The 23,121-nt window shown below is 66.8% G+C and carries 17 protein-coding genes and 1 pseudogene; 10 read left to right on the top strand and 8 right to left on the bottom strand.

All coding sequences use genetic code 11. The annotated features are described in order from the left end of the window. Positions 1 to 16: 16 nt before the first annotated feature. Positions 17 to 2,641, top strand: coding sequence for an alanine--tRNA ligase (gene alaS / locus DVS29_RS11710; protein ID WP_118180630.1), 2,625 nt, complete (start codon positions 17 to 19; stop codon positions 2,639 to 2,641). Between the two features lie 189 nt (positions 2,642 to 2,830). Here alaS and DVS29_RS11705 read toward each other — a convergent pair whose 3' ends face one another. Next, entirely contained in the window at positions 2,831 to 3,820 is a 990-nt protein-coding gene (locus DVS29_RS11705) for a LysR substrate-binding domain-containing protein (protein ID WP_118180629.1), read from the bottom strand. Positions 3,821 to 3,961: 141 nt separating this feature from the next. On the opposite strand from DVS29_RS11705, the gene DVS29_RS11700 reads away from it, so the two are divergent. The 9 genes and pseudogenes from DVS29_RS11700 to DVS29_RS11660 all read left to right on the top strand — a co-directional run bounded on the left by DVS29_RS11700 (position 3,962) and on the right by DVS29_RS11660 (position 13,937). After that, entirely contained in the window at positions 3,962 to 5,224 is a 1,263-nt protein-coding gene (locus DVS29_RS11700) for a YbfB/YjiJ family MFS transporter (protein ID WP_118180628.1), read from the top strand. A gap of 68 nt (positions 5,225 to 5,292) precedes the next feature. Beyond that, complete coding sequence (locus DVS29_RS11695) at positions 5,293 to 5,844, top strand: NUDIX domain-containing protein (RefSeq protein ID WP_118180627.1); 552 nt, start codon at positions 5,293 to 5,295, stop codon at positions 5,842 to 5,844. A gap of 84 nt (positions 5,845 to 5,928) precedes the next feature. Further along, the gene (locus DVS29_RS11690) at positions 5,929 to 7,077 is read left to right on the top strand and encodes an iron-containing alcohol dehydrogenase (RefSeq protein ID WP_118180626.1); all 1,149 of its coding nucleotides are present in this window, start codon (positions 5,929 to 5,931) and stop codon (positions 7,075 to 7,077) included. Between the two features lie 49 nt (positions 7,078 to 7,126). After that, positions 7,127 to 7,567, top strand: a complete 441-nt coding sequence (locus DVS29_RS11685) for an acyl-CoA thioesterase (RefSeq protein ID WP_118180625.1) — start codon at positions 7,127 to 7,129, stop codon at positions 7,565 to 7,567. 32 nt (positions 7,568 to 7,599) lie between these two features. Then, positions 7,600 to 8,529 (top strand): annotated as a pseudogene (locus DVS29_RS11680) (branched-chain amino acid ABC transporter permease); the annotation flags it as partial. 21 nt (positions 8,530 to 8,550) lie between these two features. Further along, positions 8,551 to 9,852 (top strand): branched-chain amino acid ABC transporter permease, encoded by a 1,302-nt coding sequence (locus DVS29_RS11675; RefSeq protein ID WP_118180790.1) that lies wholly within the window; start codon positions 8,551 to 8,553, stop codon positions 9,850 to 9,852. Then, positions 9,849 to 10,601 (top strand): ABC transporter ATP-binding protein, encoded by a 753-nt coding sequence (locus DVS29_RS11670; protein WP_118180624.1) that lies wholly within the window; start codon positions 9,849 to 9,851, stop codon positions 10,599 to 10,601. Before DVS29_RS11675 ends, DVS29_RS11670 begins: the two co-directional genes overlap by 4 nt. Then, the gene (locus DVS29_RS11665) at positions 10,598 to 11,323 is read left to right on the top strand and encodes an ABC transporter ATP-binding protein (protein WP_118180623.1); all 726 of its coding nucleotides are present in this window, start codon (positions 10,598 to 10,600) and stop codon (positions 11,321 to 11,323) included. Before DVS29_RS11670 ends, DVS29_RS11665 begins: the two co-directional genes overlap by 4 nt. A gap of 298 nt (positions 11,324 to 11,621) precedes the next feature. Further along, positions 11,622 to 13,937: a hypothetical protein gene (locus tag DVS29_RS11660; RefSeq protein WP_240655554.1), complete on the top strand. Its 2,316-nt coding sequence runs from the start codon at positions 11,622 to 11,624 to the stop codon at positions 13,935 to 13,937. Positions 13,938 to 14,066: 129 nt separating this feature from the next. Here DVS29_RS11660 and iolB read toward each other — a convergent pair whose 3' ends face one another. The 7 genes from iolB to DVS29_RS11625 all read right to left on the bottom strand — a co-directional run bounded on the left by iolB (position 14,067) and on the right by DVS29_RS11625 (position 23,093). Beyond that, positions 14,067 to 14,867 (bottom strand): 5-deoxy-glucuronate isomerase, encoded by an 801-nt coding sequence (gene iolB / locus DVS29_RS11655; protein ID WP_118180622.1) that lies wholly within the window; start codon positions 14,865 to 14,867, stop codon positions 14,067 to 14,069. After that, entirely contained in the window at positions 14,864 to 15,790 is a 927-nt protein-coding gene (gene iolE / locus DVS29_RS11650) for a myo-inosose-2 dehydratase (protein WP_118180621.1), read from the bottom strand. The genes iolB and iolE overlap by 4 nt, the downstream gene beginning before the upstream one ends. 31 nt (positions 15,791 to 15,821) lie before the next feature. After that, positions 15,822 to 17,777 (bottom strand): 3D-(3,5/4)-trihydroxycyclohexane-1,2-dione acylhydrolase (decyclizing), encoded by a 1,956-nt coding sequence (iolD, locus tag DVS29_RS11645; protein WP_118180788.1) that lies wholly within the window; start codon positions 17,775 to 17,777, stop codon positions 15,822 to 15,824. After that, entirely contained in the window at positions 17,774 to 19,786 is a 2,013-nt protein-coding gene (locus DVS29_RS11640; RefSeq protein WP_118180620.1) for a bifunctional 5-dehydro-2-deoxygluconokinase/5-dehydro-2-deoxyphosphogluconate aldolase, read from the bottom strand. The genes iolD and DVS29_RS11640 overlap by 4 nt, the downstream gene beginning before the upstream one ends. Positions 19,787 to 19,830: 44 nt before the next feature. Continuing rightward, positions 19,831 to 20,679, bottom strand: coding sequence for an ATP-binding cassette domain-containing protein (locus DVS29_RS11635; protein ID WP_240655553.1), 849 nt, complete (start codon positions 20,677 to 20,679; stop codon positions 19,831 to 19,833). A gap of 18 nt (positions 20,680 to 20,697) precedes the next feature. Next, a complete protein-coding gene (locus tag DVS29_RS11630) occupies positions 20,698 to 21,864 on the bottom strand; it encodes an ABC transporter permease (RefSeq protein ID WP_118180619.1) in 1,167 nt (388 codons plus the stop codon). A gap of 182 nt (positions 21,865 to 22,046) precedes the next feature. Then, positions 22,047 to 23,093, bottom strand: a complete 1,047-nt coding sequence (locus DVS29_RS11625) for a sugar ABC transporter substrate-binding protein (protein WP_118180618.1) — start codon at positions 23,091 to 23,093, stop codon at positions 22,047 to 22,049. Positions 23,094 to 23,121 lie beyond the last annotated feature (28 nt).

Genomic DNA, 23,121 nt, shown 5'->3' with positions numbered 1-23,121 from the left:
CCCCACGAAAGACGCCATGAAAGCCGCCGAAATCCGCGAGAAATTCCTCAGGTTCTTCGAATCGAAGGGCCATACGATCGTCCGCTCGTCGAGCCTCGTGCCCGGCAACGACCCGACGCTGCTCTTCACCAATTCGGGAATGGTGCAGTTCAAGGACGTGTTCCTCGGCGCCGAGTCGCGCCCGTATGCGCGGGCCACGACCGCGCAGCGCAGCGTGCGCGCGGGCGGCAAGCACAACGACCTCGAAAACGTCGGCTACACCGCGCGCCACCACACGTTCTTCGAGATGCTCGGCAACTTCTCGTTCGGCGACTACTTCAAGCGCGATGCAATCCACTTCTGCTGGGAACTGCTGACGAAGGTCTACTCGCTGCCGGCCGAAAAACTCACGGTCACGGTCTACCAGGAAGACGACGAAGCCTTCGACATCTGGGCGAAGGAAATCGGCGTGCCGGTCGAGCGCATCATCCGCATCGGCGACAACAAGGGCGCGCGCTACGCGTCGGACAACTTCTGGCAGATGGCCGACACCGGCCCGTGCGGCCCGTGCTCGGAAGTGTTCTACGATCACGGCCCGGAAATCTGGGGCGGCCCGCCGGGATCGCCTGAGGAAGACGGCGACCGCTTCATCGAGATCTGGAATCTCGTGTTCATGCAGTTCAACCGCGACGCGCAGGGCAACATGACGCCGCTGCCCAAGCAGTGCGTCGATACCGGCATGGGCCTGGAACGTCTCGCCGCGGTGCTGCAGCACGTGCACAGCAACTACGAGATCGATCTGTTCCAGAATCTCATCAAGGCCGCCGCGCGTGAAACGAACACGCCCGACCTCACGAACAACTCGCTGAAGGTCATTGCCGACCATATCCGCGCGTGCTCGTTCCTGATCGTCGACGGCGTGATCCCGGGCAACGAAGGCCGCGGCTACGTGCTGCGTCGCATCGTGCGCCGCGCGATCCGTCATGGCTACAAGCTCGGCCGCAAGGGCGCGTTCTTCCACAAGCTGGTGGCCGATCTGGTCGCCGAAATGGGCGCTGCGTACCCGGAACTGAAGGATGCCGAACAGCGCGTGACCGACGTGCTGCGCCAGGAAGAGGAGCGCTTCTTCGAGACCATCGAGCACGGCATGTCGATCCTCGATGGCGCGCTGGCCGATCTGCAGCAGAAGGGCGGCAAGACGCTCGACGGCGAACTCGCGTTCAAGCTGCACGACACCTACGGCTTCCCGCTGGACCTCACAGCGGACGTGTGCCGCGAGCGCGGCGTGACGGTGGACGAACCCGCGTTCGACGAAGCGATGGCGCGCCAGCGCGAACAGGCGCGCGCGGCCGGCAAGTTCAGGATGGCGCAGGGCCTTGAATACTCGGGCGCGAAAACTACGTTCCACGGCTACGAAGAGATCGTCTTCGACGACGCGAAGGTGATCGCGCTGTACGTAGATGGCGCGTCGGTGAACGAAGCGCAGAAGGGCCAGCAGGCGGTGGTCGTGCTCGACCACACGCCGTTCTACGCGGAATCCGGCGGTCAGGTCGGCGACCAGGGCGTGCTCGGCAATGCCAGCGTGCGTTTCGCGGTGACGGATACGCAGAAGGTCCAGGCGGATGTAGTCGGTCATCACGGCACGCTGGAACAGGGCACGCTGAAGGTCGGCGACGTGGTGAAGGCGGAGATCGACGCGATCCGCCGCGCCCGCACCGCGCGCAACCACTCGGCCACGCACCTGATGCACAAGGCGCTGCGCGAAGTGCTCGGCTCGCACGTGCAGCAGAAGGGCTCGCTCGTCGACGCGGACAAGACCCGTTTCGACTTCGCGCACAACGCGCCGATGACGGACGACGAAATCCGCCGCGTCGAAGCGATCGTGAACCAGGAAGTGCTCGCGAACGCGCCGGGCATCGTCCGCGTGATGCCGTTCGACGAAGCGGTGAAGGGTGGCGCGATGGCGCTGTTCGGCGAGAAGTACGGCGACGAAGTGCGGGTGCTCGATCTCGGCTTCTCGCGCGAGCTGTGCGGCGGCACGCACGTGCATCGCACGGGCGACATCGGCTTCTTCAAGATCGTGATGGAAGGCGGCGTGGCAGCGGGTATCCGCCGCGTCGAAGCGATTACCGGCGACAACGCGGTGCGCTTCGTGCAGGAACTCGATGCGCGCATCAACGCGGCAGCCGCTGCGCTGAAGTCGCAGCCGTCGGAACTCACGCAGCGGATCGCGCAGGTGCAGGACCAGGTGAAGGCGCTGGAAAAGGAACTGGGCGCGCTGAAGTCGAAGGTCGCGTCGAGCCAGGGCGACGAACTGGCCGGTCAGGCAATCGAGGTTTCCGGCGTGCAGGTGCTCGCCGCGACGCTCGAAGGCGCGGACGTGAAGACGCTGCGCGAAACGGTCGACAAGCTCAAGGACAAGCTGAAGAGCGCGGCGATCGTGCTTGCGTCGGTGGAGGGCGGCAAGGTCAGCCTGATCGCCGGTGTGACGGCCGAAGCCAGCAAGAAGGTGAAGGCGGGCGAACTCGTGAACTTCGTCGCGCAGCAGATCGGCGGCAAGGGCGGCGGCCGTCCGGACATGGCGCAGGCCGGCGGCACCGAGCCCGCCAATCTGCCGGCAGCACTCGCCGGCGTGAAGGGCTGGGTCGAAGCGCAGCTGTAAGCGGCGGCGCGGAGGGCTCGGCAACCTTAGCCAGGTGACGGTGGTCGGTTGCCGGGTTCGCTAGTCAGGCCAGCCAACGCAGTCAAACGAATAAGGCCGCGAGTCCTCAGGGCTCGCGGCCTTTTTCTTGCAGGAAGCCTGTCCGGCTACGCTGGGGCATCGCGTCCGCGCCAGTCGTCAGCAGAATGACTACGCCGCCGTATCCAGCACCGCCTGCCGGTCTCGACGCCCAGCAGCCTCCGCCGACCGCCCGCGAGCCGACGTCGCCACCTTCGCCACCTTCGCTTCAACATCCGACTCGTCCGCCAGATTGCTGCCCGTCGCCAGCATCTCGCGCAGCGCGCCCAGTGCCGACGAATAGTGGCCACGCCGCCAGACCAGCAACGTATCGATCGAGCCGAGCGCGCCGATCGAATGCACGTCGATGTTGCTGGTATCCGGCTGCGCGTCGAACACCGAACGCGGCGCCACCGCGACCCCCGCGCCGGCCGCGACGCACGCAAACATCGCGTGATACGAGCCGAGTTCCAGCACGCGCGCCGGCCGCAGATTCTGCTCCATGTACCACTTCTCGACATACGCGCGATACGCGCAGCCGCGTTCGAACGCGACGAGCGTCGACAGCGCGATGTCGCGCGCGTCCCGCACCGGGCGATGGCCGCGCGGCGTCAACAGCAGCAGTTCCTCGCGAAACATCGGCACGCTGTCGCAGATGTCGTCGGGCAGCTTGCCGTCGACGGGCCTCGCGATCAGCGCCGCGTCGACCTCGAAGTCACGCACGCGCTGGATCAGGTGGTCCGTCGTGGCTGTCTGCAGTTCGAGCTCGACCTCCGGCCAGCGCTGGTGGTACTGCGCAAGCAGCCGCGGCAGCCGGCTCGCGACGGTGCTTTCCATCGTACCCAGCCGCAGCCTGCCGGTCGGCCGGCTCTGCTTCAGCGCATGACGGGCTTCGTCCGCGAGCGCGAGCAGCTTTTCCGCGTAGGGCAGGAGCGTTTCGCCGGCAGGCGTCAGCACGAGCCGCCGGCCTTCGCGCGTGAAGAGCTCGACGCCGAGCTGTTCTTCGAGCTGCTTGATGCGCGTCGTCACGTTGGACTGCACGCGATTAAGCTTGAGCGCGGCCCGTGTGACGCCGTTCTCCCGCACGACGGCACGAAAAATCGTCAACGCAGCCAGGTCCATGATTCTCTCCATGGGATGGATCAAATCATGATAATTCATTTTTCATGATTGACAACGGCGGTTACGATCGTAAGTGGGTTGTTGGGTCAGCCCGTTGCTTCACCGCACAGGATCCTTTCCATCTTCTTTCTGGATGATTCGATGAGTCAGACCGCGTCTTCGAAGAGCAGGCATCGCAGCCGGCCGGTGGAGCCCGGCGCGGCAGCGCACCGGGGCGCCGCGCGCGCCGCGCTCGGCTGTCTGGTGGTGCTGGCGGTCGCGCTCGGCGCGGGGCGCTTCGCGTTCACGCCGCTGCTGCCGCTGATGCTGCATGCGGGCGTCGTCGACCTTCGCGAAGGCGGCTGGCTCGCATCGGCGAACTACGCGGGCTACTTCGTCGGCGCGGTCAGTTGCGCGGCGCTGCGGGTCGATCCCGCGCGGATGATCCGCGTCGGCCTCGCGGCCACCGCGCTGCTGCTGCTCGCGATGGGCGCCACCAGTTCGTTCGCGCTGTGGATGGCGATCCGCTTCGCCGCGGGCGTCGTCAGCGCATGGACGTTCGTGTTCGCTTCGCAATGGGGACTGCGGCGGCTCGCGTCGCTCGACGCGCACGGCTGGAGCGGCGTCATCTACGCGGGGCCGGGCGTCGGGATCGTCGTGACCGGCGTGCTCGTCAGCGTGGCAGGCGGCTATGGCGCGCGCGTGGGCTGGCTCGGCTTCGGCGTCGTGTCGCTGCTGCTGGCCGTGTGCGTGTGGAAAGTTTTCGATGCCGCGCCGCATGCGTTTTCTGCCGGACCCTCGGCGCCTTCGAAGCAGCCAGCGCAAGCCGAACACCACAACCATCCGCACATTCGCCGCGACGCCATCCGGCTCATCCTCCTCTATGGCATTCCCGGTTTCGGCTACATCATCACCGCGACCTTCCTGCCGGTGATCGCGCGCGCCGCATTGCCGGGCTCGCACTGGCCGGACCTGTTCTGGCCGATGTTCGGCGTCGCGCAGATCGTCGGCGCGATCTGCGCGGCGCGGCTGCCCGTGCGCTGGGACAACCGGCTGCTGCTCGCGGGCAGCTACGTGCTGCAGGCCGTCGGGATCGCGATCGGCATCGTCGCGCCGACTGCCGCGGGCTTCTCCTGCGGCAGCGTGCTGATCGGCCTGCCGTTCACCGCGATCACGTTGTTCGCGATGCGCGAGGCGCGCCGTCTGCACGGCGAGCGCGCGGCCGGGCTGATGGGCTACGCGACCGCCGCGTATGGCATCGGGCAGATCGCCGGGCCGCTGATCGCCGCGCCCGTTGCTGCTCATACGGGCTCGTTCTCGCCAGCGCTGTGGCTGGCCGCAGTGGCGCTTACGACGGGCGCCGTCGCGCTCGTGCTGGTTACGCGCGGCGGCCGTGGCGCATCGCCTCGCGAGCACACCGCGTAGCGTTCCCGCAAGCGAGCGGCGCGCCGCCGCACTAGAATGTCCGCTTCCCGGTCAGCGGATCTGCGCACGTGTCCACACCCCTCCCCACCCAAAGCGATTACCAGTTCTGCCCACGCTGCTCGACGCCGCTCGTCGACCGTGCCGATGCGGCACACGAAGGCGGCCGGCTGCGCCGTGCGTGCCCCGACGAGACCTGCGGGTATGTGCACTGGAACAACCCGTTGCCGGTGGTCGCGGCGATCGTCGAGTACGAAGGCCGCATCCTGCTCGCGCGCAATGCCGCGTGGCCCGAGGGCATGTTCGCGCTGATCACCGGCTTCCTCGAAAACGGCGAGACGCCGGAGCAGGGCGTCGCGCGCGAGGTGCTCGAGGAGACCTCGCTGCACGCGGAGTCGGTCGAGCTGATCGGCGTGTACGAATTCATCCGCAAGAACGAGCTGATCATCGCGTACCACGTGCGCGCGCACGGCACGATCGCGCTGTCGCCCGAACTGCTCGAATACCGGCTCGTCGAACCCGCGAAGCTGCGGCCGTGGAAAGCCGGCACGGGCCAGGCGCTCGGCGAATGGATGCGCAGGCGCGGGTTGCCGTTCGAGTTTGTCGAACGGCCGGGGCAATGAAAATAGCGAGAGCGCAGCCAATCGAAGAGCAAAAACGCAACCGCGCGAACCGGCAACGCATGCACACGGAGACGGAGCATCGACATGGCCTATATCTACTACCTGACGCACACCCACCTCGGCTTCGACGCGCTCGCGCAATTGCCGTCGGAATGCGCGCGCGTCGGCATGCGCCGGCCACTCGTGATCACGGACAAGGGTGTCGTGGCCGCCGGACTCGCCGCGCGTGCTGTCGAGGCACTGAAGCTCGGCGACGTGCCGGTGTTCGACGACACGCCGTCGAATCCCACCGAGGCGATGGTGCTGGCCGCGGTCGAACGGTATCGACATGAAGGCTGCGATGGACTCGTCGCGGTGGGCGGCGGCTCGTCGATCGATCTCGCGAAAGGCGTCGCGATCGCGGCTACCCACCCAGGCGCGCTGACCCAGTACGCGACCATCGAAGGCGGCAGCGGCAAGATCACCGATGCGTGCGCGCCGCTGATCGCCGTGCCGACCACGTCCGGCACCGGCAGCGAAGTGGCGCGCGGCGCGATCGTGATCCTCAACGACGGTCGCAAGCTCGGCTTTCACTCGTGGCATCTGCTGCCGAAGTCGGCGATCTGCGACCCGGGCCTGACGCTCGGCCTGCCGCCGCAGCTCACCGCGGCTACCGGCATGGACGCGATCGCGCACTGCATCGAAACGTTTCTCGCGCCGGCCTTCAATCCGCCCGCGGACGGCATCGCGCTGGATGGCCTCGAACGCGCGTGGGCGAACATCGAACGCGCGACGCAGGACGGCAGCGACCGCGACGCGCGGCTCAACATGATGAGCGCATCGATGCAGGGCGCGATGGCGTTCCAGAAGGGCCTGGGCTGCGTGCATTCGCTGTCGCATCCGCTGGGTGGCGTGCCGGTGAATGGACGCACGTCGCTGCATCACGGCACGCTGAATGCCGTCGTGCTGCCCGCGGTACTGCGCTTCAACGCGAGCGCCGAAGCGGTGGTCGCGAACCGCCGCTATGCGCGGATGCGCCGCGTGATGAATCTGTCGGACAACGCGGACCTGCCGCAGGCGCTTTTCGACATGGCCGCGCGCCTTGGGTTGCCGACCGGCCTCAGGCAGATGGGCGTCGACGAAAGCGTGTTCGACAAGGTGATTCAGGGCGCGCTCGCCGATCACTGCCACAAGACGAACCCGCGCGAAGCCTCAGCCGACGACTACCGGCGCATGCTGACCGAATCGCTCTAAACAACCACCGAGCAACAACCGAAGCCCCGACGCCACCCACGCCCGCACGATGAACAAGCCGAACCTGATACCGCGCATGGCCTATCGCCACTTCCTGTCGATCACCACGCGCTGGATGGACAACGACGTCTACGGTCACGTGAACAACGTCGTGTACTACAGCTACTTCGATACGGTGGTGAACGAGTATCTGATCCGCTCGGGCGTGCTCGATTTCGAGCGCAGCGACACGATCGGGCTCGTGGTCGAGACGCAGTGCAACTACTTCGCGCCGCTGGTGTTTCCACAGGTCGTCGACGCGGGGCTGCGGGTCGCGAAGCTCGGCACGTCGAGCGTGCGCTACGAGATCGGTCTCTTCAGCGAAGGCGAAGCGGAGCCCGCGGCGCAGGGCCATTTCGTGCACGTGTACGTAGACCGCGCGACGCGCCGGCCGGTGCCGCTGCCCGAGCCGCTGCGCGCGGCGCTTGCGCCGATCGCCGTCGCCGGATGACGCGCGTCGCGGTCTAGCGGGGCGCCTTCACGATGCAGTCGTTCGTCATCAATCTGCTGAACGGCGTGAGCTACGGACTCCTGCTCTTCATGCTGTCCGCGGGGCTCACGCTGATCTTCAGCATGCTCGGCGTGCTCAACTTCGCGCATGCGAGCTTCTACATGCTCGGCGCGTACGTCGGCTATGCGGTCGCCGCGCGCGGCGGCTTCTGGGCGGCGCTCGTGATTGCACCTGTGCTGGTCGGGTTGCTGGGCGCTGCGCTCGAACGCGGGCTGTTGCGTCGCGTGCGTCCGCATGGCCATCTCGCGGAGCTGTTGCTGACCTTCGGCGCCGCGTACCTGATCGGCGAGGCGGTCAAGCTCGTGTGGGGCTTGAGTTCGCTCGGCGCCGCGATTCCGCCGCTGCTCGATGGCCCGCTCTTTACGGTCTACGGCGCGGCGTTTTCGCGCTATCGCGCGTTCGTGATGCTGGTGGCCGTCGCGATGCTCGCGCTGCTGTATCTCGTGCTGCGCACGTCGCGGACGGGCCTCATCGTGCGCGCGGCGCTCACGCATCCGGCGGCCGTCGAAGCGCTCGGGCATGACGTGCCGCGTGTGTTCACGCTGGTGTTCGCGATCGGCACAGGTCTCGCCGCGCTCGCCGGCGTGATCGGCGCGCCGCTCTTCGTGATCGAGCCCGCGATGGCGGAATCGGTCGGTCCGATCGTGTTCGTCGTGGTGGTGGTGGGTGGACTCGGCTCGCTCGGTGGCGCGCTCGCGGCTTCGCTGCTGGTGGGCTGCCTGCAGACCTTCGCGGTGGCGAGCGACGTATCGCTCGGCTCGTTTGCCGCGGCGCTCGGCGCCGATCTGCCCGACCGCTGGGCCGCGCTGACGCTCGCGCAACTGGCGCCGCTCGTGCCGTACGTGCTGCTGGTCGCGATGCTCGCGGCGCGGCCGCGCGGTCTCTTCGGTCACAGCGCGGATGGTGCGAATCGCGCGACGCCGATGCGCGAGCCGGGCGTGACCTTCGATGCAAACGCGCCTTCGCGCGCCCGGCTGCTGCTGCCGTGGCTCGCGCTCGTCGCGTTCCTGTTCGTGCCCGCTGTCGTATCGACGCACGGGTGGCTCCTCGCGTATCTCGCGCAGACCGCGTCGATGATCGTGTTCGCGCTGTCGTACAACCTGCTGCTCGGCGAAGCAGGGCTGCTGTCGTTCGGTCATGCCGCGCATGCGGGGCTCGGCGCGCTGATCGCGGCGCAGGTGTTCGCTCGCATCGGTTTGCCGCTGCCGTTGCTGCCGGTCATCGGCGGCGTGGGCGGGGCGCTGTCGGGCGCGTTGCTCGGCGCGATCGCAACCCGTCGCGCGGGCACTGCGTTCGCGATGATCACGCTCGGCATCGGCGAACTCGTTTCCGCGGCGGCGTGGTCGTTGCCGGACTGGTTCGGCGGCACGGCAGGCGTGCCGATCGACCGCACGTCCGGCGTCGCGATGAACGCGCTGTTCGGTTCGCCGCGCGCCGCGTACGGGCTGATCGCGGTGTGGTGCGTCGTGTCGACCGTAGCGCTGTACGCGTTGTCGCGCACGCCGTTCATCCGGCTCGCGAATGCCGTGCGCGACAACCCGGTGCGCGCGGCCGCGCTCGGCTGGCATCCGCGCCGCGTGCGGTATGCGGTGCTGGTGTGGGCGTCGGGTTTCGCGGGTGTGGCGGGCACGCTCGCGCTGATCAACGTCGAGCTCGTGTCGACCGATAGCGTCGGCATCGCGCGCTCGGGCGCCGTGCTGTTCGCGACGGTGATCGGCGGCACCGCGTCGTTCTTCGGACCGATTGCGGGCGCAATCGCATTCACGTTCTGCAGCGTCGCGGCGGCGAGTGTGACGACCGCATGGCCGTGCTATCTGGGGCTGCTGTTCATCGTCATCGTAGTGGGGGCACCGGATGGCATCGCGGGCTTCATGCGTCGCCATACACGTCGTATCGCGACGTATGGCGTGCGCGCGTGTAGTGGCCCGGTGCTGTGCGGCATGCTCGCGCTCGCGGCGTGGCTGCTCGCGACGGTGCTGGCCGTCGAGTGGCTCTATGCAATCCGCCTTGCGAGTGCGCAGGGCGTTGCGTCTCCGTTCAGCGAGTGGTTGCCGGTACTCGCCGCACCCGCGCTAACGGCCTGCGCGCCGCCTTTCGTTGCGGCGATGTTCGCAGCGGCGGGCTGGTACTCAGCGAAAGCGAGCGGCCGCGGCTGGGCGCGCATCGAAGTCGCTGCGGCGAGCCGCGCCGACGTGGACGTGAGCGCCCACGGAGCCGCACGATGACCGCCGCGATCGCACTGCGTGGCGTGCGCAAACACTTCGGCGCAACCGACGTGCTGCGCGGCGTCGATCTCGTCGTCGAGCCGGGCGAGCGGCATGCGCTGATCGGGCCGAACGGCGCGGGCAAGTCGACGCTCTTCAACCTGATCGCCGGCACGCTGCGCGCGAGCGCGGGCCGCATCGAAACCTATGGCGTCGACATCACGCGCGCTACGCCAACGGCGGTTGCGCGCCGCGGCATCGCGCGCAGCTTCCAGACGACCAGCGTGTTCACGCAACTGTCCGTGTTCGACAATCTGCGCTGCGCGGCGCTTGCAGGCCTCAGGCGCGATCTGCGCTGGTGGTGGCGCTGGCTCGGTTCGGATGCGGTCGATGCCCGCGCGCTCGACGTGCTCGATGCGATTGGTCTGTCCACAGAGCGCGATACGCGCGCGGACTCGCTGAGCTACGCGGGGCAACGCGCGCTCGACCTCGGCCTGGCGCTCGCGGGCGGTGCACATACGTTGCTGCTCGACGAGCCGACGGCCGGCATGAACCGCGCGGAAGCCGCGCGCGCAATCGAACTGATCCGCGAGGCGACGGCGGGCCGCACGCTGCTGATGGTCGAGCACGACATGGACGTGGTGTTCGCGCTCGCGGACCGCATCTCGGTGCTGGTGCGCGGCGAACTGATCGCGACCGGCACGCCCGCTGCGATCCGCGCGGACGCGCGGGTTCGCGAGGCGTACCTCGGCGAGGCGTTCGCATCATGACGCCGCCGCCGCTGCTCGAATTGCATGACCTGTGCGCGTGGTACGGCGCGAGCCAGGCGCTGCACGGCGTGAATCTCGCCATCCACGCGGGCGAAATCGTCGCGCTCGCGGGCCGCAACGGCTCGGGCCGCTCGACGCTCGCGAAAGCGGTGATGCGGCTGGTGCGCACCGAAGGCACGCTGCGTTTTGCGGGCCAGCCGATCGATGGAATGCGTACGTTCGAAGTGGCACGGCGCGGAATCGGTTACGTCGCGGAACATCGCGACGTGTTTCCAGCGCTGACGGTCCGGCAGAACCTGCAGCTCGGCGCAACCACGGCACGCGAGCACACGCCGCCGCGCGCATCCTTCACGTTCGACGACGCGTTCGCGTTGTTCCCCGCGCTGCGCGAGCGGCGCAACACACGCGCCGATGTGCTGTCAGGCGGCGAGCAGCAGATGCTCGCGCTCGCCCGCGCGCTGCTCGGCCAGCCCGATCTGCTGATCGTCGACGAACCCGCGGAAGGACTCGCGGGGCAGGTGATCGCCCAGCTCGCGCAGTCGCTGCGGACGCTGCGCGAACGCGGCGTCGCGGTGCTGCTGATCGAACAGCGCTTCGCGCTCGCGCAGGATCTCGCGGATCGCGTCGCGGTGATGGGACACGGCAGCATCGTGTTCGACGGCAGCTTCGCCGCGTTGCGGCAGCGCGGCGACATCGTCACGGAATGGCTGGGCGTCGGCTGACGCGCCGCGTTTTCACGAATTCCGCCGGGCCATCTCACGACCCCCGAAATTGTGCTGTTTGAAAAGCATCGCTCCGATGCCGCTCCACACAGGCGCATCGCGGCTCCGCACAGCAAGCGCGTGTTTCATTCAAACGCTTGCCTGTTTGGTAGGCGTCCTCCAGAAATGTTGTCGGCATCGCGGCCGCGAATGATGACAATCAGACTTGCCGCAACGGGTTTCAGGGAGGCGTTGCCGGCATGCGCGACGAACGGTTGGCCATCCTGTGCGCAAAGACGCGACGACATCAGGAGGAGACATGATGCACGACGAGCACCACGAGTGCGTTTCTCGCGATTCCGCGTGGGCGTCCGCTTCCGTTCCGGCGGAAGCGGACGCAGTGCGGATACGCGGCCGCCGTTCACGCGTGCGGGCGAACCGCGCAATCGCGCTGGTCGCCTCCGCGCTGCTGCTGTGCGGCTGCGTGAACGCGAGCTCCAGCAGCAACACCGACGCTGCTGCGCATCCGGATGCAGCCACGCCTGCGAGCGCGACGCCGCTCGCATCGGCTTCCGCGACAACAGCGCTGCCCGCGAGCGACGTCGGCGCACGCCCGAAAATAGAAGCCGACAAGGCGCAGCAACTCGCGGCCGAACAGCAGATCGCCGCGCGCATTCCGCAGTCGAGCGGCATGACGTTGCAGCGTACCCGCCCACTGACGTTGCGCGACTCGGGCTTGAACGGCTCGATGATGTTCGCGCGCGACGTCGATTTCCGCGTGACCGGCGACATCGGTTTCTATATTCACCGGATGGCGGCGACGCTCGTGCCGGTGAAGCCAGGCGACCCGGCGGTCTTCGACGATCCGACGAGCGTGACGATCGATGTGCATCGCGGCGAAGTGACGCTCGACGCCGCGAAGCTCACCGCGATCTTCAACCGCTATCTGTTCCAGTATGAAGGCTCGCCGCTGCGCAACATGCGCGTGACGCCGGGCGATGGCGTGGTGCGGATGACGGGCGAGATGCATCGCGGCACGTGGGTGCCGATCGTGCTGACCGGCACGCTCGCGATGCGCAATGCCGACGAACTCGTGTTCCATCCGACCCATACCGAAGTGGCGGGCGTCGACGCGGACAAGCTGATGCAGGCCGCGCACGTGAAAATGTCGGACCTGCTGAAGGTGGATACGCCGATCGCGAAGCTCGATGGCGACGACGTGGTGATGCAGGTCGCGAAGCTCACACCGCCGCCGGCGCTCAAGATGAGCATTACGCGCATCGACGTGACGCCGCAGGGCGTGAATTTCACGCTCGACGATCACACGCTCCCCGCGATTCATTGGCCGGTGACGATGCCCGAGCGCGGCATGCTGCTGCTGGGCGGCGACGTGAAATTCATGCGCTCGATTCCGATGAATGTCGATCTCGCGATCACGCCGCTCGATAGCGACAAGCCGGATGCGAGCAAAGCGAACACGCCGTTCGTGCTCGATCTGTATCACTACCGCGAGCAGATGGCCGCCGGCTACTTCACGTTCGACGAAGCGGGCGCGCTCGACGTGCATCTGCCGTCGTATGTGGCGCTTGCGGGTGACGGTGCCAACAGTGCCGCCACCGCACAGCGCATCGGCAGCGCATCAGCGCACTACAACGACAGCTTCCTGCGCGCGCAGCAGAGCGAACTCGCAGAGGCGCGCGACACGTGGCGGCACATTCCCGCGTCGTTGCACACCGCGAGCTTCGATCCGCGCGCGAGCGGCCTCGCCGCAATCGACGACGAGCGCCATTCATCGGGCCCCGCGCCGCTGATCCACGTGCAGAACGTCGACTTCTATGTGTCGGGCAACATCGGCTTTCACGTGCGTTCGCTCGATGCGCAGATGGTGCCGAAGCATCCCGGTCAACCGGTCGATCTCGACAACCCCGATGGCTACGACATCCGCATCCTGGGCGGCGAAGTGGTCGAACCATGGTCCGCGATGGCCGCGCTCTTCAACGACTATCTGCTCGACTACCAGCCGCGCTCGCTGAACGATCTGCATCTGAAGCCGGGAGACCGCGGCCTCACGGTGACAGGCGGCATCAAGCTGTGGAATCACTTCCCCGGCGTCTGGCTGCCGACGACGATGCACGGCACGCTCGGCGTGCGCGACGATCGCCACCTCGTCTACACGCCGACTTCGGTGAAGGTGCTCGGTGTGCCGCAGGCGGGACTGCTGCGCGCGCTCGACATTCCGCTGTCGTCGCTGACGCCGTTCGTGCGCAAAGGCGTCGCGCTCGAAGGCAACGATCTCGTGTTCGATCAGTACACGGTGTTTCCGCCGCCGGTGCTTCAAGGGCACCTGGCCAGCGCGAAAGTGACGGACGAGGGCCTCGTGCTGACGTTCAGGCGCCTGCCCGGCGCGAGCGTCGCGCATGCGCCGTCTAATGCGGGCAGCAGCTACGTGTGGATCGAGTCCGGCGACGTGAAGATGTTCAACGCGCTCGTCGTGAATGCGCGCACGCTGATCCGCAACAGCCGCGAACCGCAGTCGATGCATTTCGATCTGTACGGCTACCGGCGCGATGTGTCGAAGGGCAAGGTGATGATGGGCGAGGACGGCGTGCTGAATGTGGATCTGGCCACGCGTTGAGCCGCATCGACTGCGCATGGAAGCGCATGGAAATAAAAAGCGCGTTGCGCCGGGCACTCTACCGGCGTAACGCGCAAAGGAGATGCGAGGAGACCTGCAACAACAACCGCTCAGACCACAGAATTCGCTTCACTCGTCCTTGTTGATGATCCATTCGTGCTTCGGATCGTTCTTGAAGTGCCACACGCGCGTCGGTCCGGCCATCACGTTCAGATAGTACGAGTCGTAGCCATACGGCACGACGACCGGGTGATAGCCGCGCGGCACCATCACAACGTCGTGATCCTCGACCGCCATCGATTCGTCGATGTCGCGTTCGTCCGTGTAGACGCGCTGGAACGCGAAACCCTGCGACGGGCTCAGCCGGTGGTAATACGTCTCTTCGAGCGAGCTTTCGATCGGCAGGTTGTTCGTGTCGTGCTTGTGCGGCGGATAGCTCGATGCATGGCCCGACGGTGTCTTCACTTCGACCACGAGCAGCGATTCGGCCGCTTCCGTCTGCGGAAGAATGTCGCAGACGTAGCGCGTATTGAGGCCGCGGCCGCGTGCCGAACGCTTCATCTGCGCAGGCTCGATCAGGCGCGCGGGGAATTCGCCCTTCGCGGGCGCGCTCGCCACGCCGACTTCCGACGCGCGCTTGCCGCGCACGATCGCCGTGGTGCCCGGCGGCAGATACACCGCGTACGGCGAGGTCTCTTCGAACACGCTGTCGCGCGAGCCGATGTCGGCCCACGTGTGCTGCGGCGTGTCGATGTCCACCTTGCCCGACAGCACGACGATGCACACTTCGCGCGCCGGCTCGTTGATGTGCACGACTTCGTTCGTATCGAGCCGGTACGCGGCGAAGCCGACGTAACGCCACGCGGCCGTTTCCGGCGTGACACGCGCGATGGTCTGGCCTTCGCGCGATGCTTTTACCAAGAGACTCATGCCGCCTCCTTCGCTTGGTTCAGTAGCACCTCGACGGGCGTATCGACAAGCCGCCGCAGCGTCTGATAACCCTTCTGCGCATATTCATACGATTGCGCGATCACCGGGTCCTGCTCCGCTTCGACGACGAGCCAGCCCTGATACCCATGCTGCTTCAGCCGGCCGATGATGCCCGCGAAGTCGATCGCGCCGTCGCCCGGCACCGTGAACGCGCCTGCGATCACCGCGTCGAGGAAGCTCCAGTTGCGGTTGCGCGCGAGCTTCATCACCGTCGGGCGCACGTCCTTGCAGTGCACGTGGCACACGCGGCCGATATGACGCTCGAGCACCTCGATCGCATTGCCGCCCGCGAACGTGATATGCCCCGCATCGAACAGCAGCCCGACCGCATCGCTCGTGCGCGCCATCAGGTTGTCGACGTCCGCGGGCGTTTCGACGTATGCGCCCATATGGTGATGATAGGCGACGCGCACGCCGCGCGTGAGGGTATAGCGCGCGAATTCGTCGAGCTTCTTCGCGTACGCGTCCCACTGCTCGTTCGTGAAGAAGCGCGGGCGCTGATAGAGCGGCCGCGGCGAGCCCTGGATCGTGCCCGCCACTTCGCCGTACACCATCGCTTTCGCGCCGTTGTACGCGAGCAGTTCGAGGTGTTTATCCACCGCGGCGATTTCCTCTTCGACGCTGCGATGCGCGAGCTGGCCCGAGTACCAGCCCGACACCAGCGACAGCCCGTACTCCTTGAAGAGCGCTTCGAGCGCTTTCGGTTCGCGCGGAAATTTGTTGCCGAGTTCGAAGCCTTCGTAGCCGATCTCGCGGCCCTCGGTGAGCGCGGTCGCAAGCGGCGTTTCGCCGCCGAGCGAGGGCAGGTCGTCGTTCATCCACGACAGCGGGTTGATGCCGATCCGTACTTCGAAGTTGCTCATGCGGATGTCCTCTGCGATTGCTGCTCTAAGGTCATGCGTTGTCGATGTCGCCAGCGGATTCGTCGCGCGCGGCGAGATGGGCTTCGTAGTTCGCGCGCGCGTCGCGCACCGCCGCGCGGGCCGACACTTCCGGCACCGCGACTTCCCACCACCAGCCGCCTTCGTCGGTGGTGCGGGCCGGGTCGGTGTCGATGCTCACCACGTAAGTGCGGTCGGCGGAGCGCGCGCGCTGCATCGCGGCTTCGAGCTCGCCGACGTTCGCGACGTGCTCGGCCAGTGCGCCCAGCGAGCGCGCATGCGCGGCGAAATCGACATACGGCGCGCCGAGCGGGCCCTGCGCGCAGTCGTCGAACAGGTTGTTGAACGGCGCGCCGCCGCACGCCTGCTGCAGCCGGTTGATGCAACCATAGCCGCGGTTGTCGAGCACCACGATGACGAGCTTCGCGCCGAGCATCACGGAGGTCGCGATCTCGCTGTTCAGCATCAGGTAGCTGCCGTCGCCGACCATCACGATCACTTCGCGGTCCGGATGCGCGAGCTTCGCGCCGAGGCCGCCCGCGATCTCGTAGCCCATGCACGAGTAGCCGTATTCGACGTGATACGCGCCGGGCTGCCCCGCGCGCCACAGCTTGTGCAACTCGGCAGGCAGCGTGCCCGCCGCGCAGACGACGATGTCTTCGGTCGTCGACGTATCGCTCGAACGCTGCACGACGCCGATCACATCCGCGTCGTACGGCAGCACGCCTTCGCGCGGCTCGGCCTGGGTGATTTTGAGCACCGCGTCGCGCCACTGCTTCGACAGCGCTTCGCCGCGCGCGGTCCACGTTGCGTCCGCGCGCCAGCCTTCCAGCCGTTCGGTCAGCGCATCGAGCGCGAGCTTCGCGTCGGACTGCACGATCGTCGCGCGATGCTTGAGGCCATCGAACGCATTCGCGTTGATGCCGATCACGTCCGCCTGCGTGAAGAGTGTGTTCGAACCCGTCGTGAAGTCCTGCAGACGCGTGCCGACCGCGAGCACGCAGTCGGCGTCGTGCGCGAGCGCGTTCGCGGCGGGCGAACCCGTGACGCCGAGCGCGCCCGCGTTCAGCGGGTCGTCCCACGCGAGCGAGCCCTTGCCGGCCTGCGTCTCCGCAACCGGAATGCCGTGCGTGTGCGCGAAGCGCTTCAACGCATCCGTCGCGAGACCGTAGAGCACGCCGCCGCCCGCAACGATCATCGGCTTCTTCGCGCGTTTCAGATGGGCGAGGGCGGCTTGCAACTCGTCGATCACGGGCGCGGGCGAGTGGAAGTTCACCACGCGCGGCTCGAAGAATTCGATCGGGTAGTCGTACGCCATCGCCTGCACGTCCTGCGGCAGCGCGAGCGTGACGGGGCCGCACAGCGCGGCGTCGGTCAGCACGCGCATCGCGCGCGGCAGCGCGGTCAGCAGTTGCGCGGGGTGCACGATGCGGTCGAAGTAGCGCGACACCGGCTTGAACGCGTCGTTCGCGGAGATGCCGCCGTCGTGGAAGTCTTCGACCTGCTGCAGCACCGGGTCCGGCGCGCGCGACACGAAGATGTCGCCCGGCAGCAGCAGCACCGGCAGACGGTTCACGTGCGCGAGCGCGGCGGCGGTGACGAGGTTGGTCGCGCCCGGCCCGATCGACGTCGTGACGGCCATCATGCGGCGACGGAAATGCGCCTTCGCGTAAGCGATCGCGCTGTGCGCCATCGCCTGCTCGTTGTGTGCGCGCAGCGTCGGCAGTTCATGACGATGCTGGTACAGCGCCTCGCCGATACCCGCGACGTTGCCATGCCCGAAGATCGCGAACACGCCGCCGAAGAGCGGCTCGGTCTTGCCGCTGCCGTCTTCCACGAGCACGCGCTGCGCGGCGAGATAGCGGACGAGCGCCTGGGCGGCGGTCAGCCGCAGCGTGCCGCCGGGTTGCAGCGGGACATCCGTTTCGGCTGCTGGCGCTGACTCGTGTTGCAGAACGCTATGGTTCATGCTGCCTCCTGGCGGCGCGCTGCGGACGCTGCCGGCGCCGCACTCCCACGTGCCGTGCGCCATGCGCCGATCAGCGTTTCGAACGTGCGACGCACCCGCGCGATCAGCTCGTCGTCGCCGATCTGACCCGCGAGCCATGCATGGCTCGGCTCATGGAAGATGGTACGCCCGACCGTGAAGCCCTTGCACGCCTTCGACTCGGCCGCCGCGCGGAAGCCTTCCGACAGCTGCTCGACGCCTGCGGAAAGCCCCAGCAGCACGACGCCGCGGCAGTACGGATCGCGCTCCGCGATCAGCGCGTCGATCGCCTGCCATTGCGAGGCTTCCATCGGCTCGAGTTTCCACCATTCGGGAAACAGACCGATGTTGTAGAGACGCTTCAACGCGCGGTACACCGTGTCCGGCTTCGAAGGCAGCCCGGCGTTGCGCGGCGGAATCACTTCGAGCAGCAGCTCGTGGCCGCTCGCCTGCGTGGCGTCGTAGAGTGCGCGCAGTTGCGCTTCCTGTTCGAGCCGCTGTTCGATCGGCTCGTCGGGATGAAACTGCACGAGGCATTTGACGACATGTTCGCGCGGCCATGCGGTGAGCGCCGTGCCGATCGAGCGGCCATGATCGAACACGAGCGGCACCGAACCCGGCAGCTCGACCGGCCGGCCGATCCACCAGCCGCGGCCGGTCGCGGCGTTCAGCGCGTCCTGCCCATAGCGGTCGTCGCACAGCATGCCGATCCGGCCTTGCAGCCCGAGCGATTGCTCGGTCTGCGCAACCGCTTCCACGAACAGCTGCTTCAACTGCGAAACCTTCGCTTCGCTCGCGCCGGTCTGCTGCACGAGCTCGAAGAACTGGTTGCGGTGATCGAACGCGAAGCCGAGCACTTCGTCGCGCTTCGTGCGCGCGGGCGTCACGCGGTGCAGCCGCGCGAGCTTCGCGTCGAGATCGGGGCGGCGCATCCGCTGCGGGTCCGCGGCGGCTTCGGCCAGGAAATACTCGAGTTCGGTGGGCGTCGGCATCGCGGGTGCGCAGCCGTGCCGCGATACGACGAGCGCGCCGCACGCGTTCGCCGCGCGCGCGCACGCGTCGAGCGGCTGATCGCGCAGCCAGCCGGACAGGAAGCCGGATGCGAACGCATCGCCCGCACCGAGCACGTTCAGCACTTCGACGGTCACACCGCCCTGGATCGGCACGTCGTCGAGCGACGCGGGCACGTTGCCGTCGATAATCTGGCAGCCGAGCGGACCGCGCTTCACGACGAGCGTGGCCGGCGTCACCGCACGCACCATCGCGAGCGCGTCGATCAGCTCGTGCTTGCCGCCGGCAATGCGAAATTCCTCTTCGGTGCCGATTACGAGATCGAAGAGCGGCAGCATCCGCTGCAGGTGCGCGCTGACGTTTTCGCTTGCAACGAAGCGGGTCTCGCCGTCGGCTTTGCCCGTCAGGCCCCACAGCACCGGACGGTAGTCGATGTCGAGCACCGTGCGCACCTGATGGCGGCGCGCGAAGTCGAGCGCCTTGCGGCTCGCGCGGTTCACGCGCTCGGTGGACAGGTGCGTGCCGGTGATCAGCAGCGCCTTCGACGACGCGATAAATGCCTCGTTCACGTCGCTTTCGTCGAACGCCATGTCCGCGCAGTTCTCGCGATAGAAGATCAGCGGGAACGTGTCGCGATCCTTGAGGCCAAGCAGCACGAGCGCGGTGAGGCGCTCGCGGTCGATCGTCACGTTGCTGATGTCGCAGCCTTCGGCGGCAAGCGTCTCGGTGAGAAAGCGGCCCATGTGGTCGTCGCCGACGCGCGTCAGCATCGCCGAGCTCAAGCCGAGCCGCGCGCAGCCGAACGCGATGTTCGCGGAAGATCCGCCGAGGTACTTCGCGAAGCTCGTCACGTCCTCGAGGCGCGCGCCGACCTGCTGCGCGTAGAGGTCCGTCGCGAGCCGGCCGATGCAGATGATGTCGCGGCTGCGGCCCGCCGCGAAGCGGCTCGTCGCGCCCGTGGAGTTACTGGTGATCGCCATGTGTATTCCTGGATGTCTGGAGAAGGGCCGGGCGTTGCGCGCCGTCAGATCGTCGCGCCGTCGAGTTCGGCGATCATCTTCTGCATTTCCGCGCCGCCTGCCATCATGTCGAGCACTTCGTCCTTGCTGATCGTGTCCTTCGTATAGGTTCCGAGCGAGCGGCCACGATTGAGCAGCGTGAACGAGTCGCCGATCGGATACGCGTGGTGCACGTTGTGGGTGATGAAGATCACCGAGATGCCCTTTTCGCGCGCCTTGTGAATCAGCTTCAGCACGTTGAAGCTCTGCTTCACGCCGAGCGCGGCGGTCGGTTCGTCGAGAATCAGCACGCGCGCGCCGAAGTGGATTGCGCGGGCGATCGCGAGACACTGCCGCTCGCCGCCCGACATCGTGCCGATCGCCTGATGCGGGTCACGCACGTGAATGCCCATTTCGGCGAGCTTTTCGCGCGCGGTCACGGCGGCCGTCTCGAGATCCATCACGTTGACGAGGCCGAACAGCTTCTTCTGCGGCTCGCGACCCATGAAGAAGTTTCGCGCTACAGACAGTAGCGGTACCAGTGCGAGATCCTGATACACGGTCGCGATGCCGAGGTCGAGCGCGTCTTTCGGCGACTCGAACTGGACGGGCTTGCCATCCACCAGATATTCGCCGGAGGAGGGCTGATGCACGCCCGCGAGCGTCTTGATCAGCGTCGACTTGCCGGCGCCGTTGTCGCCGAGCAGGCAGTGCACTTCGCCGCGTTTGAGCCTCAGCGTGACGCCTGAAAGCGCGATCACCTTGCCGAAGAACTTGCTGACGTTTTCGAGCGCGAGAATCGTCTCGCCGCTCGTATCGGGCGCGACGACGGGCGTGCTTGCTTCGTCGGGGCCATTGAGAGTCGTGTCGGACATGGTCGTCTCCTCGGTCGATTACGATTGCGCGACGCGGCGGCGCACGTAGTGGTTGAACAGCACGGCGAACAGCAGCATTACGCCGAGGAACACGCGGAACCAGTCGGAACTGATGTTGGTATAGGTGATGCCGATCTGCACGACGCCGAAGATCAGCGCGCCGAACGATGCGCCGACGACCGAACCGTAGCCGCCCGTCAGCAGCGTGCCGCCGATCACCGCGGCAATGATCGCTTCGAATTCCTTCTGCAGACCGCGGTCGGCAGCGGCCGAACCGATGTCGCACACCTGCAGCACGGCGAACAGGCACGAGCAGAACGCGGTCAGCACGAACAGCCAGATCTTCACGCGGCGCACCGGCACACCGACATTCTTCGCGGCATTCGCATCGCCGCCTACCGCAAGAATCCAGTTGCCGTAGCGCGTTTTCGCGAGCACGAACGCGCCCACCGCGGCCATCGCGAACCACCACAGCAGCACTTTCGGAATGCCCGGCACGAGCGGGTGGCCGTTGTCGAGCATCTTGCCGATGCCCACATGCGCGAGCCAGCGGAACAGGTCGTGGAACGCGACGCCCTGGAACAGGAACTTCGACAGCGGGTCGGCCGCGGCGACGTCGCCGACGCCGGAGATGATCGTGCGGTCGGCGACCATGATCGACAGTGCGAGCGTGAGGCCGCGCAGGATGAACATGAACGCGAGCGTCACGATGAACGAGGGCAGTCTCGTGCGCATCACGAGATAGCCGTTGAGCGCGCCGATCAGCATCGATCCGATGAATGCGAACAGGATCGAAACCGAGATCGGCCAGTGGAAATACATCGTCGGGATCGCGACCATCATGCCGGCGAAACCGATCATCGAACCGATGGAGAGATCGAACTCGCCCGCGATCATCAGCAGGCACGCGCCGATCGCGAGAATGCCGAGATACGCGGACACCTGCGACCAGTTCATCACGCCATCGAGATTGAACATCCCGGAGTCGCCGGCGCCGATCGCGAACACGATGAACACCAGCACGGTGCCGGAAATCGCGGCGAATTCCGGGCGGCCCAGCAGATGCCCAAACCTGGATTCCTTGCGAACGCGTTCGTCGGAAGGCTGTGCGCCCGGTGCCGCGGCTTTGGCCGCGTCCGACGATTCGTTTGCGTGCGAGGGGAAGTGTTTACCGGCTACGCCCATGATGTCTCCTTGATTCCCGACGGCGGCGCGCGGCCGCACTCCGGCGCATGGCCGGCGTCGAGATTGATGCGCGGGTGAGGCGGGCGACGACGGACGGCTGCTGACGCGCCGCCGGTGTCGCCCGGTTGCCGATACCGCGAGTGACTGGCTGCTGCTGTCGAAACGGGATCAGCCGTTTGCGATCAGCGGTACTGACCTGCGTACTTCAGGACCTTGTCGATGTTGTCCTTCGTGATGAAGCCCGGGCCCGAGCGGATGTTCCGGCCTTCGTACAGCGGCTGCAGTGCATAGGTCTGCAGGCGTGCCTGGAACTTCGGGTTGGCCTTCAGGATCTGCTGGATCTTCATCGGATCGGTGGTGTGCTGCTGCTTCGCGATCGCGAGCACGGCGATCGGGATGTAGCCCTGCAGGTACGGCTGCTGGTCGATCGCGAACTGGATCGTGCCGGCCTGGATCGCCTTCGCGATGTCATCCGAGAAGTCGAACGTGCAGAAATAGATCTTGCCCGCGAGGCCCATCTGCTGCACCGCCTTCAGCGTGGCCGCCGCCGGCACCGGGCCGAGCGTCAGGATCGCGCCGGTGTCCGGATGGTTGCGCAGATACGCGCTGACCTTCGACTGGATTTCGGTCGGGTCCGTGCCGGAGTCGATCGTCGACGACTTGTAGTCGACGCCGAGCGCATCGGCGAAGCCCTTGCAGCGTTCGAACGACGCGGCGTTGGTCGCGTAGTGGTTCACGCACAGGAACGTCTTCACGCCCGCGGCTTTCGCCTTCAGTCCGGCGCCCTTACCGGCAACGTATTCAGGCTGGCCGACGTGCATGATCGCGCCCAGCTGCGCGCTCTGGTCTTCCGTGCCGGAATTGAGCGTGACGAGCGGGATCTTCTTCGCGGTGACCTTGCCGATGGAGCTCTTCAGCACGTCGAAGTCGGCGATCGTCACGGCCACGCCGTCGTAGTTGCGCGCGGCGGCCTGTTCGATCAGACGCGACATGTCGGCGATGTCGCCGTTCGGCGGGTTGCGATAGTCGGTCTGCACGCCGAAGTCTTCGTCGGCCTGCTTGATCGCGTTCTTGATGGTGTTCCACCACGAGTCGGAATCCGGCGCGTGGCTGATCAGCACGAAGTGCGGCTCGTCTGCCTGAGCCACGCTTGCGGCCCCGAAGCCGGTTGCGAGTGCGATCGCGGCAACCAGCATTCTGAGCGAAGCCTTGCCATTGCAAAGTCTCATGTCTCCACCTTTCTCGGTCTGTCGTTAT

The sequence above is a fragment of the Paraburkholderia phosphatilytica genome, from assembly GCF_003443895.1.
In the GTDB taxonomy this organism is placed as follows: domain Bacteria; phylum Pseudomonadota; class Gammaproteobacteria; order Burkholderiales; family Burkholderiaceae; genus Paraburkholderia; species Paraburkholderia phosphatilytica.
The sequence above is the reverse complement of the archived record's forward strand: the minus strand, read 5'-3'. Positions and strand labels throughout refer to the sequence as shown.